This is a genomic window from Allosediminivita pacifica (assembly GCF_003054175.1).
Taxonomy (GTDB): domain Bacteria; phylum Pseudomonadota; class Alphaproteobacteria; order Rhodobacterales; family Rhodobacteraceae; genus Allosediminivita; species Allosediminivita pacifica.
On the sequence record NZ_QBKN01000016.1, the window covers coordinates 58,131 to 73,718 of the forward strand.

Consider the following 15,588-nt stretch of genomic DNA (forward strand, 5'->3'; position numbering starts at 1 on the left):
TACGCTCCAGCAGCTTCAGCCCTCCTCGACAGACGAGGCGGGACCGGCGCTATCTGCCGCATGCCGGGCGCACTGAAAAGCCCGCGCGCCCGGATATCTCATGCAAAATCGCGTGCGATCACTCGGCAAGCCGCGCGGGCAGGTTGTTGGCCCAGGCGCTGATGGTCCCCGCACCGAGGCAGACAACCATGTCGCCGGGCTGTGCCTGTTCCCGCACCAGCCGTTCGAGATCATCTTCGTCGCGGATCGCGCGCGCGTGGCGATGCCCGTGCCGCACCAGGCCCGCGACAAGGTCGTCGCGCGTGGCGCCGGGGATCGGGTCTTCGCCTGCGCCAAAGACATCGGCAATCGCGACGACATCGGCCTCGTTGAAGCAGGTGCAGAAATCCTCGAAAAGCCCCGAGAGGCGCGAATAGCGGTGCGGTTGGTGCACGGCGATCACCCGGCCTTCCGTCGCCTGCCGCGCCGCCTTGAGCACCGCCGCGATCTCGACCGGGTGGTGCCCGTAGTCGTCGATGATGGTCACGCCGTTCACCTCACCCACGCGGGTGAAACGGCGATTGACGCCGCCAAAGCTCGCCAGCGCAGCGCGGATCTCCTCACCGGCCATGCCCAGATGCCGGGCCACGGCAACGGCGGAAAGCGCGTTGCTGACGTTGTGGTCCCCGGGCATCGGCAGGGTCACGCCCTCGATCACCTCGTCGTCCCCCTGGAAGACCACGTCGAAATGCGCCACGCCGCCCTTGTAGGTCAGGTTCACGGCCCGCACGTCGGCCTGTGCGTTGAACCCGTAGGTCACGACACGGCGGTCGGTGACGCGCCCGACAAGCGACTGCACCTCGGTGTGATCGGTGCAGCAGACCGCAAGCCCGTAAAAGGGGATGTTCGAGACGAAATCGTAGAAGCCCTTGCGCAGGTTCTCGATGCTGCCCCAGTGCTCCATGTGCTCGGGGTCGATGTTGGTGACGATGGCAATGGTGGCCGGCAGGCGGTTGAAGGTCCCGTCGCTCTCGTCGGCCTCCACCACCATCCATTCGCCCTGCCCCATACGCGCGTTGGAGCCATAGGCGTGGATGATCCCGCCGTTCACCACAGTGGGGTCGAAGTGACCCGCATCCAGAAGCGTGGCGACCATGGTGGTGGTCGTCGTCTTGCCATGAGTGCCGGCGACAGCAACATTGGACTTGAGCCGCATGAGCTCGGCCAGCATCTCGGCCCGGCGCACCACGGGAAGGCCGCGGCGCCGCGCCTCGTCAAGCTCGGCATTGCCAGGCTTGATGGCGGAGGAAATAACCACGACCTCGGCCTTCTCGAGGTTCTCGGCGCTCTGGCCGATGAAGATCTCGGCGCCAAGCGCCTTGAGGCGCCCTGTGATCTTCGACTCCTTCAGGTCCGATCCCTGGACCCTGTAGCCATGGTTCAGCAAAACCTCGGCAATGCCGGACATGCCGATACCGCCGATGCCGACGAAGTGGATGGGCCCGACGTCGCCGGGCAGCTTGGTCGCCCCGGTCATGACCGCGCTCCGTTCAAGTTCCAGATCCTTCATAACCTGCCCCTTCTTTTCTTGTCGTTCCTGACAGTTGCTCGATTTCATCGGCAAGCGCGTTGGCCGCCTCGGGTTTGCCGACGCTCAGCGCCGCCCGCGCCATCTGCGTGGCGCCTTCGGGGTTCTCCAGGACGGCCCGGATCGACTCGGTCAGGCTTTCGACCGAAAGCTGACTTTCCGGCATCCGGATCGCGGCACCCGCCTCGACCAACGGCCGGGCGTTGGCGCTCTGCTCATCCCGGATCGCCGCCGCGTAGGGAATGAGGATCGAGGGCCTGCCGATCACGCTCAGGTCCGCAACACTGGACGCCCCCGAGCGCGAGATCACCAGTTGCGCCTCGCTCATCCGGCTCGGGACGTCATGGAAGAACGGCTGAACATCGGCGTCGATCCCGACCTCGGCATAAAAGGCCGAGACGCGGTCGATATCCTCTGGCCGGGCCTGCTGATTGACGCGAACCAGTTGGCGCATATGGTCCGGCAGCGCAGCGAAGGCGGGCGGGACAATATCGCTGAGGATGCGGGCCCCCTGGCTGCCGCCGATGACGAGCACAGACATGGGATAATCGCCCGGCGGGATGTAGCCTGCGCCGGCGCGTTCAAAGACCGCCTGGCGCACAGGGTTTCCGGTGTGAACAGCGTCAACTCCGTCCGGGAGCTCTGTGGGCCAGGTGCCGCAGGCGATACGGGTCACCCTCGTGGCGAACAGCTTGTTGACCTTGCCAAGAACCCCGTTCTGTTCATGGATCATGCGCGGCAAGCCCAGCAGGATCGCGGCGCTGAGCGCAGGGATCGAGGGATAGCCGCCGAAGCCGATCACCGCGGCGGGTTTGTCGCGTCGCATCCGAAGGGCCATGTCGCCGACGCCACCGGCGATGCGAAAGGGAACCAGCGCACGTGCCGCCACGCCCCCTCGCGCAAAGGTCGCGCTAGAGACTTCCTCGATCTCGACCTCGTCCGGAAAGCCCCCGACGTAGCGTGCCCCGCGCGCATCGGTCGAGAGCTTCACGCGCCAGCCGCGGGCCAGAAGCGTTTCCGCCAGAGCTTGCGCCGGGAACATGTGCCCACCCGTGCCACCTGCTGCCATCAACAACAGGGGCCTGCGATCAGCAGCCATCAGGAAACCTCCGTGCCTTGGATTGGCGCCGCATATACGAGCGGAATTGGCACCGCAACGCCACCGGCGGAAGGACGCCGACGAGGCCACTCGGCGACCCGCTCATGACTTCGGAAGCGGCCTGCCCGGACACGCGCTCAGCGGCGCCGGCTGCGCAAGAGATCACCGATCTCGCCCTGCGGCCGCGTTCTCGTGAAGGCCAAGAGCATCCCGACGCCAATACCGGCCGCGATGACCGAAGAACCACCATAGCTGACGAAGGGAAGCGTCATGCCCTTGGCCGGCAACAGCCGCACAGCGACACCCATGTTGATCATGGCCTGCACGCCGAAGATGGCTGCAAGCCCGGTGCCCGCAAGCCGGATGAAGGGATCACGTTCGCGCATCAGGCGGATCATCGAGCGGACGACAACAACCATGTAAAGCGTGATGATCGCACCCACCAGGATCAGGCCGTATTCCTCGGCCGCGACGGCGATGATGAAGTCCGTATGGGCGTCAGGAAGCGACCATTTCACTTGGCCTTCGCCAACGCCCACACCGAAGAAGCCACCTTCGCGGATGGCGTTCGTGGCGTAGCCGAGCTGCGTGTTCGGGTCGACCTCGGGGCTGAGGAAGCCGTCGATACGCCGGGCGAAGTGCTCGGATGCGTTGTAGGCGACCGTTCCGAAGAAGACGACCACGCCCGCGAGCGCCATCAGAAGGAACATCGGCGCGCCGCCGACGAACCACATCACGCCCCAGCCGAAGAGGACGAGGCACGCCTGCCCGAAGTCCGGCTGCAGGGCGAGCATCGCCACGATGGCGACCATGAGCGCGAAGGAATAGACACGGCCCGGAGGTCCGCCAAGCTCCTGCCCCGCCGCCATGAGCCATGCGCAGGCAATGACGAAGAGCGGCTTCAGAAACTCGGACGGCTGCAGCGAAGCAAAGCCCATCGAATACCAGCGCACGGCCCCCTTGCCGAAATCCGTTCCGAAAAAGGGAAGCATCGCCAGGGCAACGAAGGCTACAATGAAGCCCAGCACCGACAAGCGACGCACCAGCACGGGCCCCATCATGGATGCCAGAACCAGCGCAATCAGCCCGAGTAGACCGAAAAAGGCCTGACGCTGGACATAGTAGAAAGGCTCGAGTCCGTTCCGCTCGGCCAGAGGCGGCGACGCGGCGAGGCCGAGAAGCAGCCCCACCCCAAAGAGCATAAGGACACAAGATAGCGACCACTTGTCGACCGTGCGCCACCAACGCGAAAGGATGGGCTCGGCTGTGCGCAGGGGTGCTGCGCCATAGACCATTTCTGTCATGGGAATACCGCTCGTCTGCCTCTGAACGCCCGTTTTCCGGGTCTGAATAATACTCTAGCCGAATTCTACCAACCAAGCCAGCTTTAAGACGCGCGCGTGGCGTAGGATCTCGGCCAATAGCAGAACGGACCGAGCGGCTTGAAGAGGCCCTCTCTTCCCGGCATCACCTTGCCTCGACGCCGACCACCGAGGAGCCACGACCATGGAGAAGCAAATGCACTGCCGGACGCTGATCCTCGGCGCCGGGGCAGCGGGCATGATGGCTGCGGCGCATGCCGGGCCCGATGTCATTGTCATCGACCACGCAAAGCGTCCCGGCGAGAAGATCCGTATCTCGGGCGGGGGGCGCTGCAACTTTACCAACTACCGCGTTGAACCGGAACGGTTTCTCGGTTCAAACCCGCATTTTCACAAGTCAGCTCTGGCCCGGTACACGCAGTGGGATTTCCTCGATCTGGTGCAGCGCCATGGGATTGCCTGGCATGAAAAGACGCTCGGCCAGCTTTTCTGCGACGGCAAGGCCACGCAGATCATCGAGATGCTTCAGACAGAGATGAACACGGCCGGTGCCAAACTCTGGCTCGAAACCGGCCTGACCGGCGTAAGACACGTGGACGGGTGCTTCGTGTTGAACCTCACGTTCAACGGGGAAAACATTGAATTGACGTCGGAAAACCTGATCCTTGCGACCGGCGGAAAGTCCGTTCCCAAGATGGGTGCGACGGGTCTGGCCTACGACATCGCGCGACAGTTTGGGCACGCCGTGACCGAGATCCGGCCGGGATTGGTCCCCTTCACCTTCGAGAAGCGCTTTGCCGATATCTCGGGGATCTCCACGAACGTGCTGGCGCGGAACGCGCGCGCTTCGTTCGAAGAGGCGCTGCTTTTCACCCACCGGGGTCTTTCGGGGCCCGCAGCGTTGCAGCTTTCGAGCTACTGGCGCGAGGGGGAGGAGATTTCGGTAAATCTTTTCCCCGGCATGGACTTCGCAGGCATTCTGCGCGCAGCGCGGCAGGATCGCGGCAGGCGCTCACTCAAGACCGAACTTGGCGCGCATCTCCCGGGTCGGCTTGTGGACTTCCTGTCTCGAGCCATGGATCTCGGCGGCAACCTCGCCGACCTTTCGGACGCGCGGATCGCGTCGTTGGCCGACGCGCTGCAACGCTGGCAGCTGAAACCGGGGGGCACCGAGGGCTACCGCACCGCCGAAGTGACCCTCGGCGGCGTCGACACCGACGGGCTCGACTCGCGCACGATGATGTCGAAGAACCTTCCCGGCCTCTACGTAATCGGCGAAGCGGTCGATGTGACCGGGTGGCTGGGCGGCTACAACTTTCAGTGGGCGTGGTCGTCGGGTGTGGCCGCGGGCCGGGCGATCGCGGGTAGCTAGCGCCCGAGCGCCGCCTGGACCCGCGCGACAAAATCCTCTCCCCGTTTCTCGAAGCTGTCGTACTGGTCGAAACTTGCAGCCGCGGGGGCGAGCAGCACAACTTCGCCCGGCTCGGCCTCCGATGCGGCGCGGGCGACGGCCTGTTCCATCGTGGTGCAAGCCTCCGCCTCGATCCCCTTGAGCTGCAGCGCGAAACCTTCGGCCTCGCGCCCGATGACATAGGCCTTGGAGACGTGATCGAGCCCCTCGGCGAGACCCTCGAGGCCGCCCTCCTTCTGCAGTCCCCCGCAGATCCAGCGGATCTTCGGGAAGGCCATCAGCGCCTTCAGCGCCGCATCGACGTTGGTGGCCTTGCTGTCGTTCACGAAGGTCACGCCGCCCTTCTCACCCACGATCTGGCTGCGATGAGGCAGCCCTTCGAAGGTATGCAGGGCGCGCTCGATCTCGCGCGGACCAATGCCGAGGGTGCGGGCAACCGCGTAAGCGGCGCAGGCATTCTGATGGTTGTGGGCGCCTGGCAAGCCGCGCACTTCTCGCAGGTCGATGGCCGACATCTGGCGACCCTTGCGCCACTCGGCGAGAAATCCCTTGCGGGCGAAGACGTACCAGCCGGGCCCGGAGAGCTTGCGGCCAACCGCGATACGGATCACGCGGTCATCCGCCCTGCCCTCGGCCAGCTGACCGGCCAGCGACATGCCCTCGTATTCGTCGACGCCGATAATGGCGCGGTCCGGTCCGCCCTCGGCGAAGAGCCGGCGCTTGGCGGCGTAGTAGCCCCCCAGGCCCCCATGGCGGCCGAGGTGGTCGGGCGAGAGATTGGTGAAGACGGCGATGTCGGGTGTCAGGGCCCGGGCCAGATCGGTCTGGTAGGAGCTGAGCTCCAGCACCACTGCGCCGCCATCGCCCGGCGGGTCTATGTCGAGCACGCCGCGGCCGATGTTGCCGGCAAGCTGGCTGTCTCGGCCGGCCTCGGTCAGGATGTGGTGGATCAGCGCCGAGGTGGTCGATTTGCCGTTGGACCCTGTGACGGCGATGACCTTGGGCGGGCTGTCGAGGTCGTCCCAGCCCTCGCCCCCGAGCGAGCGGAAGAAGAGGCCGATGTCGTTGTCGACGGGCACGCCCGCTTCCAGCGCGGCGGCCACGGCGGGGTTGGGTTTTGGATAGAGGTGCGGGATGCCCGGGCTGACGATGAGGCTGGCGACGTCCTCGAAGGCCTCGGGACGCGTGAGCTGGCGGGCGGTGAAGCCCTCGTCCTCGGCGCGCTCGCGGGCGGTGGGGTTGTCATCCCAGACCAGCACCTCGGCGCCGCCTTCGCGCAAGGCGCGCGCCGCCGAGAGGCCCGAGCGCCCCAGACCCAGAACGGCGACCGTCGCGCCTTCGAAACCCTTGACCGGAATCATGCCTGCTTCCCCTTGCTGCCTCGCGCGGGATCATGGCGGCTGGTGATCCGCCTGCAAGCCCCGCGCAATGAAAAGGGCGCGGCCCCCACAGGCCGCGCCCCCGGATTGTCTGCCTGCCTGCAGTTCAGCCGCGGGCGCGCTCCACCAAGCGCCATGCGGCGGGCAGAAGCATGGCGGCCAGCGCCAGCTTCAGCGCGTCGCCGAGCAGGAAGTTCACCATGCCCCACTGCATGACCCAGGCCGCGCCCTTGTCGGCGAGGAAGAGCCAGGCCATCCAGGGAAGGCCGAAAGCGTAGATGACGGCGTTGGCCATCAGTAGGGCGGCGACCATGCGGGTCACGCTGCGGTCCCAGCCGCGGCGGGCGAGGAAGCCCATGAGGGCGGCGGCGGCGGCGAAGCCCACGAGGTAGCCGCCGGTGGGGCCGGCCATGTAGGCGAGGCCCGCGCTGTCGCCGGTGAAGACCTGCACGCCGGCGGCGCCGAGGGCGAGGTAGCCCAGCAGGGTCACGAGGCCGAGACGGGCGCCGTAGGCGGCGCCGAGGGCCAGCACGGCGAAGGTCTGCATGGTGACCGGCACCGGCCACATGGGCACGCGGACCTGCGCGGCGGCAGCCATGAAGCCGATACCGAGCACGACCAGAAGGGCCTGCTTGGCGCGCAGGCCGGCGCCTTCGGTTGCGCCGAAGCTGTCGGCGAGCACGTTTCTTTGGATCGCGAGGCTCATGGGCCGTCCCCTCCTGTCAAATCTCTGTTGCCTCGGTTGTGCCGCATGGCGGCGAAACGCGCAAGAGAGAGCGGACGGAACGGGGTGGTGCGGCGCGGGACATTCGGGGTGTCCCGTGCCGGGACATCTTTGCGCCCATGGAATTTCAATGGGTTAGTTAGACGAATTAACCATTCGTCAGGAATGTCCCGGGCCGGGACAAGATCGGGGGCGCTGCCCCCGCCGCGGCAGAGCCGCGTCTCCCCCGGGAAATTTGGACCAAGAAGAAGCGGCGGAGGGGTGCGTTCGGCTGTGGGCAGCGATGCGACCCGGGGGCGGCAAGCAAAAAGGCCGGCCCCACGAAGGGCCGGCCCGGTGTTTCGATCCGTGCTTTGGCGCGATCAGTCGATGCGCGTCAGCAGGTCGCCGATGCTCTGCTTGGCATCGCCGTAGTACATCCGCGTGTTGTCCTTGAAGAACAGCGGGTTCTCGATGCCCGAGTAGCCGGTGCCCGCGCCGCGTTTGCAGACGAAGACGGTCTTGGCCTTCCAGACCTCGAGCACCGGCATGCCGGCGATGGGGCTGTTGGGATCGTCCTGGGCGGCGGGGTTCACGATGTCGTTCGAGCCGATCACGATGACCACGTCGGTGTCGGGGAAGTCGTCGTTGATCTCTTCCATCTCGAGCACGATGTCGTAGGGCACCTTGGCCTCGGCCAGCAGCACGTTCATGTGCCCGGGCAGACGGCCCGCCACGGGGTGGATGGCGAAGCGCACCTCCTTGCCCTTGGCGCGCAGCTTGCGCGTGAGCTCGGCCACGTTGGTCTGCGCCTGCGCCACGGCCATGCCGTAGCCCGGGACGATGACCACGCTGTCGGCCTCGTCCAGTGCGCCGGCGACGGAGTCGGCGTCGGTCGAGACCATCTCGCCTTCGACCTCCTGCGCCGGGCCCGCCGAGCCACCGAAGCCGCCGAGGATCACCGAGATGAACGAGCGGTTCATGGCCTTGCACATGATGTAGGACAGGATGGCGCCCGAGGAGCCCACCAGTGCGCCCACCACGATGAGCAGGTCATTGGAGAGCGAGAAGCCGATGGCCGCCGCCGCCCAGCCCGAGTAGCTGTTCAGCATGGAGACCACGACCGGCATGTCGGCGCCGCCGATGCCCATGATGAGGTGGTAGCCGATGAAGAGCGCGCAGAGCGTCATCAGGAAGAGCGGGAAGAAGCCGCCCGAGCCGAAGTACCAGAACAGGCACAGCACCGAGATCACCGCCGCGGCGATGTTGAGCATGTGCCCGCCCGGCAGCTTCGTGGCGGCCGAGGAGACCTTGCCGGCGAGCTTGCCGTAGGCCACGACCGAGCCGGTGAAGGTGACGGCCCCGATGAAGATGCCGAGGAAGAGCTCGACCTTCAGGATGTTGAGCTCGACCTGCGACTTGTGCGCGACGAGTTCGGCGAAGGTGCCGACCACGTCCGCACCCGCGGCCTGCGCCTCGGCCACGGCGCCCATGGTGAAGTGGGCGTTGTAGCCGACGAAGACCGCCGCGAGGCCGACCAGCGAGTGCATGGCCGCCACGAGCTGCGGCATCTCGGTCATCTCGACCTTCTTGGCGACGTAGACGCCGATGCCGCCGCCCGCCGCGATCAGCACGACCGAGAGCAGCCAGAGGCCCGAGCCCGGCCCGATGAGCGTGGCGAGGACCGCGAGGCCCATGCCGACAATGCCGTACCAGACGGCACGTTTGGCGCTTTCCTGTCCCGAAAGCCCGCCGAGCGACAGGATGAAGAGGACAGCCGCGACCACATAGGCCGCCGTGGTGAATCCGAATTCCATGGTTTCTGTCCCCCCTTACGACTTCTGGAACATGGCGAGCATGCGCCGCGTGACGAGGAAGCCGCCGAAGATGTTGATCCCGGTCATGAAGACCGAGAGCGCCGCCAGCAGCACCACGAGGAAGCTGCCCGAGCCGATCTGCATGAGCGCGCCGAGGATGATGATCGACGAGATCGCGTTCGTGACGGCCATGAGCGGCGTGTGCAGCGAGTGGCTGACGTTCCAGATGACCTGGAAGCCGACGAAGACCGAGAGCACGAAGACGATGAAGTGCTGCATGAAGGAGGCCGGTGCCACGAGGCCCACGGCCAGCAGGAGAACGGCGCCCACGGCGAGAAGCGTGACCTGCTGCTTGGTCTGCTGCTTGAAGGCGGCCACTTCCTGCGCGCGCTTCTCTTCCGGCGTCAGCTCCTTTTCCTTGGGCTTGGGCTTTTGCGCCGCGATGGCCTTGGTCTTGGGCGGCGGCGGCGGGAAGGTCACTTCCTTCTCGTGCGCGATGGTGGCGCCGCGAATGACGTCGTCTTCCATGTTGTGGTCGACCTTGCCGTCCTTCTCGGGCGTCAGGTCGGTCATCAGGTGACGGATGTTGGTGGCGTAGAGGCTCGAGGCCTGGGTGGCCATGCGCGAGGGGAAGTCGGTGTAGCCGATGATGGTCACGCCGTTATCGGTGACGATCTTGTCGTCCTTCACCGTCATCTTGCAGTTGCCGCCGCGTTCGGCCGCGAGGTCGACGATGACGCTGCCGCGCTTCATCGCCTTGACCATGTCCTCGGTCCAGAGCTCGGGCGCCTCGCGGTTGGGGATCAGCGCCGTGGTGATGACGATGTCCATTTCCGGCGCGAGTTCGCGGAACTTGGCGAGCTGGGCTTCGCGGAATTCCGGGGAGGAGGGCTTGGCGTAGCCGCCCGATTCAGAGCCGTCGGTCTGCTCTTCCTCGAAGTCGAGGTAGACGAACTCGGCGCCCATGCTTTCGACCTGTTCGGCCACTTCGGGGCGCACGTCGAAGGCATAGGTGATGGCGCCGAGACTGGTGGAGGTGCCGATGGCGGCGAGGCCCGCGACACCGGCGCCGACGACGAGCACCTTGGCCGGGGGCACCTTGCCCGCGGCGGTCACCTGGCCGGTGAAGAAGCGGCCGAAGTTGTTGCCCGCCTCGATCACCGCGCGGTAGCCGGCGATGTTGGCCATCGAGCTGAGCGCGTCCATCTTCTGGGCGCGGCTGATCCGCGGGATCATGTCCATGGCTATGACGCTGGCGCCCTTGGAGGCGGCGAGCTTCATCAACTCTTCATTGGAGCCGGGATAGAAGTGCGAGATCAGCGTCTTGGTCTCGTCAAGATAGCCGAGCTCGTCCTCCGTGGGCGGCCGGACCTTGGCGATGATGTCGGACCCGGCCCAGAGCGCGTCTGCGCTCTCGACGATCTCGACCCCGGCTTCCTCGTAGGCGCTGTCGGCGAAGCCCGCGGCCTTGCCGGCGTTGGTCTCGATTGCGCAGTCGTAGCCCAGCTTTTGAAGCTGCCGCGCGGAGTCCGGGGTCATGGCGACCCGCGCCTCCCCGGGCAGGATCTCTTTCGGCGTGCCTATCTTCACGTGCGTCCCCCCTTTCACAAGGATGCCCCCAAGGCGCGGGGGCTTCTGGAAATGTCTAGAAGTCTGACCTGTTCCTCACAAGTCCGGCCCGGAGACACAACCTCAGATTGGCGTATCTCAAAGCCACCTTCGCGTTTGTTGCGCATATCGCGCGAAATCTGCCCGGAACTTGCGTCGCATGACGTTCTCTTCCGGGACGATGAAACGTCGTTCTAGCACCCATACGAATAGAGGCACCAGCGGAAGGGCAAGCACGGCATCCCAGTAGAGGATGAGACCGGCCAGAATCATGGCGTCTCCGAGGTAGATGGGGTTGCGCGTGCGTGTGAAGATGCCGGTGGTGACCATGCGCTCGGGCGCCTCGTGCGGAATGACCGTGGTGCGGTGGCGGCGCATTTCGGTGATGGCCAGCGCCGCCAGGACAATGCCCCCGCCGACGAGCAGGCCGCCCAGAAGATCCGCCCAGACCGGGCCGAAGCTCAGGCCTGCGGGAAGGAAGCGCACCTGCAGGCGCGCGAGCGCGAGCGCCCCCAGCAGCCAGACCGGCGGCATGTCGACCCATTTGATCATCTTGTTCCCCTTTGCTTTCGCGCCGACCTTCGGGCGCGGCAGGGCGGATGCCAAGGGGGCCGGCGGTCGCAGCGCTTGACCGGGCGCGCACGAGGGGGTTTGACCTTTTCTGCAGCATTGACGCCGGAGGACCGCCTTGACCGATTTCACCTGGACCCGCAGCCAGTTCGACCTGCCCGAGGGGGTGGTCTATCTCGATGGCAATTCGCTGGGCCCGCTGCCCAGGGCGGTGCCGGGCCGGATGGAGGCCGCGCAGCGAGAGTGGGCCACGCAGCTTATCGGCGGCTGGAACGAAGCCGGCTGGATGGAGATGCCGCGGCGGCTGGGGGATCGCGTCGGACGGCTGATCGGGGCCGAGCCCGGCCATACGGTGATCGGCGATACGCTCTCTATCAAGGTCTTTCAGGCGCTGGCGGCGGCGCTGCGGCTGCGGCCGGACAGACGGATTATCCTGAGCGATTCCGGTAACTTCCCCAGCGATCTTTACATGGCCGAGGGACTGGTGAAGCTGCTGGGGTGCGACTACGAGCTGCGGCTGGTGGCGCCGGAGGCGGTCGAGGGGGCGATCACCGAGGAGGTTGCCGTGACCCTGATCACCGAGGTGGACTATCGCACCGGACGGCGGCACGACATGGCGCGGCTGACCGCGAAAGCACATGAAGTTGGCGCGCTAAGTATTTGGGATCTTGCGCATTCCGCTGGAGCCTTCCCGATCGGCGTAACCAAGGGCGGCGCGGATTTCGCCGTCGGCTGCACCTACAAGTACCTCAACGCCGGTCCCGGCGGGCCGGCCTTCATCTACGTGGCGCCCGAACATGCGCAGGTGGCCGAACCGGCGCTGGCGGGCTGGCTGGGTCACGACGCGCCTTTTGCCTTCGAACAGGGCTACCGGCCCGGCAAGGGCATCGAGCGGATGCGGGTCGGCACGCCCCCTGTCCTGCAGATGGCCGCGCTCGACGCCGCGCTGGACGTCTGGGACGGTGTCGATCTCGACGATTTGCGCGCCCGCTCACTGGAGCTGGAGGACCGCTTCATCGCGAAGGTCGAGGCAAGCTGCCCCGGTCTCGACCTCGCCACCCCGCGTGATCACGCCGAGCGGGGCAGCCAGGTCTCGTTCCGGCACCCGGAGGGCTATGCCATCATGCAGGCGCTGATTGCCGAGGGTGTCGTGGGCGATTTTCGCGCGCCGGACATCCTGCGTTTCGGGATCACGCCGCTTTACCTTGGCGAGGCCGAGATTGATGCCGCGGTCGAGGTGCTGGCCCGGATCCTGCGCGACGCCCTTTGGGACAGGGAGCCGTACCGCACCCGAAAGGCCGTCACCTGACCTGCGCGCGGCGGAAATCCCGCCGCCGCCAAGGCCACGCTTGACCTGCCTCCGCGCCACGGCATCATTCGCCTGAGCTGGCGCGCGAAGGGAGACCCGCATGGCCCACACTCTGACCGTCAACGGCACCTCTCATCAGGTCGATCTTCCGGCGGAGGTGCCGCTTCTGTGGGTGCTGCGCGACGCGCTGAACCTGACCGGCACGAAGTACGGCTGCGGCGTGGCCGCCTGCGGGGCCTGCACCGTGCAGATCGGCGGCGAAGCGGTGCGGTCCTGCCAGGTGGCGCTTGCCGATGTCTGGGACGAGGTCACCACCATCGAAGGCCTCGGGACGCCCGAGGCGCTGCACCGGCTGCAGCAGGCCTGGATCGACCACCAGGTGGCGCAATGCGGCTACTGCCAGTCCGGACAGATCATGCAGGCTGCGGCGCTGCTGGCGCAGGTGCCGTCCCCCACCGATGCGGAAATCGACGATGCCATGGCGGGCAATCTCTGCCGCTGCGGCACCTACCCGCGCATCCGGGCCGCGATCCGCGCCGCGGCGCAGACGCAGGAGGGCTGAGCAATGGCCAGCATCGGCAAGATCGCCCGCCGCACCTTTCTGTTCGGGGCCGTCGCGGTGGCGGGCGGGGCCGCCTTCGGCGCCTGGTATGTCTCGCGCCCGCTGGCCAACCCGTTGCGGCCCGGCGCGGGCGAGACGGCGATGAATGCCTTCGTGGTCATCGGCGAAGACGGCGTGACGCTGGTCGCGCCCCGGGCCGAGATGGGACAGGGCGTGCAGACGACCTGGGCCGCGCTTCTGGCCGAGGAGCTGGATGTTGCCTGGGAGGACGTGAGGGTGATCCACGGACCGCCCGCCACCGCCTATTACAACACGGTGCTCGGCAAGGAGGCCGTGGCGGGCAGCGGCTACGACACATCGGCGCTGGCGCATAATTTCGGCGAGCTTGTCGGCAAGGCGGGGCGCTTCTTCGATCTGCAGGTCACCGGCGGCTCGACCTCGATGAAGGACGGCTACGAGCGTCTGCGGATCACGGGGGCGGCCACGCGCGAGGCGCTGAAGCAGGTCGCCGCGAGGCGGCTGGGGATCGCGGTGCCACAGCTGACCACCGAAAACGGCCAGGTCATCGCTGCGGACGGGCGCGCCCTGCCCTATGCGGCGCTGGCGGCGGCGGCTGGCGGTATCGAGACGCCCGAGATCGTCCTGCGGCCCCGGTCGGAGTGGAAATATCTCGGCACCAGCCTGCCGCGCATCGACATGGTCGCCAAGTGCACCGGGACGGCGGAGTTCGCCATCGACGTGCGGCTGGAGGGCATGCGCTTCGCCGCCGTGCGCCGGGCGCCGCACCGGGGTGGCATGCACGATTTCGACAGCCGCGCCGCCGAGCGCATGCCGGGGGTCGAGAAGATCGTCGACCTCGGCGACGGGATTGCCGTGATCGCCACGAACACCTGGCTGGCGCAGCGGGCGGCCGACGCGGTCGAGATCCGCTGGCAGGGCGCCTCGGGGTATCCCTCGACCACGGAGGCGATGTTCGAGGCCATGGCCGAGGCCTTTGACGGCGAAGTGGATTCGACCCTGCGCGACGACGGGCAGACCGACACGGTGAACGGCTATCTCGAGGTCAGTGCCGAGTACCGCGTGCCCTTCGTCGCCCATGCGCCGATGGAGCCGATGACGGCAGCCGCCCTGATCGACGCGGAGGGTCTGAAGATCTGGGCCGGGTCGCAGGCACCGTTGTTCGCCGCGCGCGCCTGCGCCGAGGCAGCGGGCGTGTCCGACGACCGGGTGCAGTTCACGACCACCTACATGGGCGGCGCGTTCGGACGACGCGGAGAGCTGGACTTTGCCGTGATCGCGACGCGCATCGCGCGCGCGGTGCCGGGCACGCCAGTGCAGGTGACCTGGTCGCGCGAGGAGGACATGACGCATGACTTCTACCGACCCGGGGCCATCGCGCGGCTCCGCGGCGGGATCGCCGGGGGAAAGGCCGTGATGTTCGACGCGCAGGTGAGCGCGCCTTCGGTCACGCGGCAGGTCATGCGGCGCTGGATGGGCACGGCGCCCTCGAGGCCCGACGGCATCATCGTCGAGGGGCTCGCCGATCAGCCCTACCGCATCCCGAACTACCGGGTGCGCGGCTACGCCGCCGATATCCAGCCGCCGCTCGGCTACTGGCGCTCGGTCGGGCACAGTCACAACGGCTTCTTCCACGAGAGCTTCATCGACGAGATGGCGAATGCCGCGGGGGCCGATCCGCTGGACTTCCGCATGAGGCTCACGCGCGAGGAATGGGAGCCGGCATACGGCGTGCTGGAGGCGGTGCGCGAGATGTCGGACTGGGACGGCGCGCGGCCCGAGGGCACCGGGCGCGGCGTGGCTCTCTGCTATTCCTACGGCACACCGGTGGCGGTGGTGCTCGAGGTGGCCGACCGCGAGGGCCGCGTGGCGCTGACCCGGGCCTGGGTGGCGGCGGATCCTGGCGTGGCGCTCGATCCGCGCAACATCGAGGCGCAGCTGACCGGGGGTCTGGCTTTCGGCCTGTCGGCGGCCATCGGCGAGGAGATCACCTTTGCCCGCGGGATCGTGCAGCAAAGGAATTTTCCCGATTACGAACCGCTGCGGATCACCGCGATGCCGGAGGTCTCGGTGCGCCTACTGGAACGGCAGGCTCGGATCGGCGGGATCGGCGAGGTCGCTGTGCCGCCTGCGGCACCGGCGCTGGCCAACGCGCTCTTCGACCTCACGGGCGAGCGGCTGCGCACCCTGCCGCTGCGCCACAGGGTCGATTTCGTGACCTGA

12 protein-coding genes are annotated in these 15,588 nt (G+C 67.0%); 4 read left to right on the top strand and 8 right to left on the bottom strand.

Features of this window, described 5'->3' with window-relative positions:
* Positions 1 to 118 precede the first annotated feature (118 nt).
* From murC to C8N44_RS13365, 3 genes are all read right to left on the bottom strand, one after another.
* On the bottom strand, positions 119 to 1,516 hold the full coding sequence (murC, locus tag C8N44_RS13355; RefSeq protein ID WP_107977314.1) for a UDP-N-acetylmuramate--L-alanine ligase: 1,398 nt from the start codon (positions 1,514 to 1,516) through the stop codon (positions 119 to 121).
* Between the two features lie 13 nt (positions 1,517 to 1,529).
* The gene (locus C8N44_RS13360; RefSeq protein ID WP_107977283.1) at positions 1,530 to 2,666 is read right to left on the bottom strand and encodes a UDP-N-acetylglucosamine--N-acetylmuramyl-(pentapeptide) pyrophosphoryl-undecaprenol N-acetylglucosamine transferase; all 1,137 of its coding nucleotides are present in this window, start codon (positions 2,664 to 2,666) and stop codon (positions 1,530 to 1,532) included.
* A 137-nt stretch (positions 2,667 to 2,803) separates the two neighbouring features.
* Positions 2,804 to 3,970: a peptidoglycan glycosyltransferase FtsW gene (locus C8N44_RS13365; RefSeq protein WP_107977284.1), complete on the bottom strand. Its 1,167-nt coding sequence runs from the start codon at positions 3,968 to 3,970 to the stop codon at positions 2,804 to 2,806.
* A gap of 202 nt (positions 3,971 to 4,172) precedes the next feature.
* Between C8N44_RS13365 and C8N44_RS13370 the strand changes: the two genes are divergently transcribed.
* A complete protein-coding gene (locus tag C8N44_RS13370; protein ID WP_245412993.1) occupies positions 4,173 to 5,360 on the top strand; it encodes a BaiN/RdsA family NAD(P)/FAD-dependent oxidoreductase in 1,188 nt (395 codons plus the stop codon).
* Here C8N44_RS13370 and murD read toward each other — a convergent pair.
* The 5 genes from murD to C8N44_RS13395 all read right to left on the bottom strand — a co-directional run bounded on the left by murD (position 5,357) and on the right by C8N44_RS13395 (position 11,458).
* Complete coding sequence (gene murD, locus C8N44_RS13375; protein ID WP_107977285.1) at positions 5,357 to 6,760, bottom strand: UDP-N-acetylmuramoyl-L-alanine--D-glutamate ligase; 1,404 nt, start codon at positions 6,758 to 6,760, stop codon at positions 5,357 to 5,359. The two genes, C8N44_RS13370 and murD, sit on opposite strands and share 4 nt — an antisense overlap.
* A 124-nt stretch (positions 6,761 to 6,884) precedes the next feature.
* Entirely contained in the window at positions 6,885 to 7,484 is a 600-nt protein-coding gene (locus C8N44_RS13380) for a biotin transporter BioY (RefSeq protein ID WP_107977286.1), read from the bottom strand.
* Positions 7,485 to 7,864: 380 nt separating this feature from the next.
* The gene (locus tag C8N44_RS13385) at positions 7,865 to 9,298 is read right to left on the bottom strand and encodes an NAD(P)(+) transhydrogenase (Re/Si-specific) subunit beta (protein WP_107977287.1); all 1,434 of its coding nucleotides are present in this window, start codon (positions 9,296 to 9,298) and stop codon (positions 7,865 to 7,867) included.
* A gap of 15 nt (positions 9,299 to 9,313) precedes the next feature.
* Complete coding sequence (locus C8N44_RS13390; protein WP_107977288.1) at positions 9,314 to 10,888, bottom strand: Re/Si-specific NAD(P)(+) transhydrogenase subunit alpha; 1,575 nt, start codon at positions 10,886 to 10,888, stop codon at positions 9,314 to 9,316.
* A 117-nt stretch (positions 10,889 to 11,005) separates the two neighbouring features.
* The gene (locus C8N44_RS13395; protein WP_107977289.1) at positions 11,006 to 11,458 is read right to left on the bottom strand and encodes a methyltransferase family protein; all 453 of its coding nucleotides are present in this window, start codon (positions 11,456 to 11,458) and stop codon (positions 11,006 to 11,008) included.
* A gap of 136 nt (positions 11,459 to 11,594) precedes the next feature.
* Between C8N44_RS13395 and kynU the strand changes: the two genes are divergently transcribed.
* The 3 genes from kynU to C8N44_RS13410 all read left to right on the top strand — a co-directional run bounded on the left by kynU (position 11,595) and on the right by C8N44_RS13410 (position 15,588).
* Positions 11,595 to 12,785, top strand: a complete 1,191-nt coding sequence (gene kynU, locus C8N44_RS13400) for a kynureninase (RefSeq protein WP_107977290.1) — start codon at positions 11,595 to 11,597, stop codon at positions 12,783 to 12,785.
* Between the two features lie 100 nt (positions 12,786 to 12,885).
* Positions 12,886 to 13,347 carry a (2Fe-2S)-binding protein gene (locus C8N44_RS13405; protein ID WP_107977291.1) on the top strand — a complete coding sequence of 154 codons (462 nt, stop codon included), beginning with the start codon at positions 12,886 to 12,888 and terminating at the stop codon, positions 13,345 to 13,347.
* 3 nt (positions 13,348 to 13,350) lie between these two features.
* Positions 13,351 to 15,588, top strand: a complete 2,238-nt coding sequence (locus C8N44_RS13410) for a xanthine dehydrogenase family protein molybdopterin-binding subunit (RefSeq protein ID WP_107977292.1) — start codon at positions 13,351 to 13,353, stop codon at positions 15,586 to 15,588.

Bases quoted from the DNA above. Each gene is read 5' to 3' on its own strand.
- C8N44_RS13385 (WP_107977287.1), bottom strand. From the start codon at position 9,298: ATGGAATTCGGATTCACCACGGCGGCCTATGTGGTCGCGGCTGTCCTC.
- murD (WP_107977285.1), bottom strand. From the start codon at position 6,760: ATGATTCCGGTCAAGGGTTTCGAAGGCGCGACGGTCGCCGTTCTGGGT.
- murC (WP_107977314.1), bottom strand. From the start codon at position 1,516: ATGACCGGGGCGACCAAGCTGCCCGGCGACGTCGGGCCCATCCACTTC.
- C8N44_RS13395 (WP_107977289.1), bottom strand. From the start codon at position 11,458: ATGATCAAATGGGTCGACATGCCGCCGGTCTGGCTGCTGGGGGCGCTC.
- C8N44_RS13380 (WP_107977286.1), bottom strand. From the start codon at position 7,484: ATGAGCCTCGCGATCCAAAGAAACGTGCTCGCCGACAGCTTCGGCGCA.
- C8N44_RS13360 (WP_107977283.1), bottom strand. From the start codon at position 2,666: ATGGCTGCTGATCGCAGGCCCCTGTTGTTGATGGCAGCAGGTGGCACG.
- C8N44_RS13370 (WP_245412993.1), top strand. From the start codon at position 4,173: ATGGAGAAGCAAATGCACTGCCGGACGCTGATCCTCGGCGCCGGGGCA.
- C8N44_RS13410 (WP_107977292.1), top strand. From the start codon at position 13,351: ATGGCCAGCATCGGCAAGATCGCCCGCCGCACCTTTCTGTTCGGGGCC.
- C8N44_RS13405 (WP_107977291.1), top strand. From the start codon at position 12,886: ATGGCCCACACTCTGACCGTCAACGGCACCTCTCATCAGGTCGATCTT.
- C8N44_RS13365 (WP_107977284.1), bottom strand. From the start codon at position 3,970: ATGACAGAAATGGTCTATGGCGCAGCACCCCTGCGCACAGCCGAGCCC.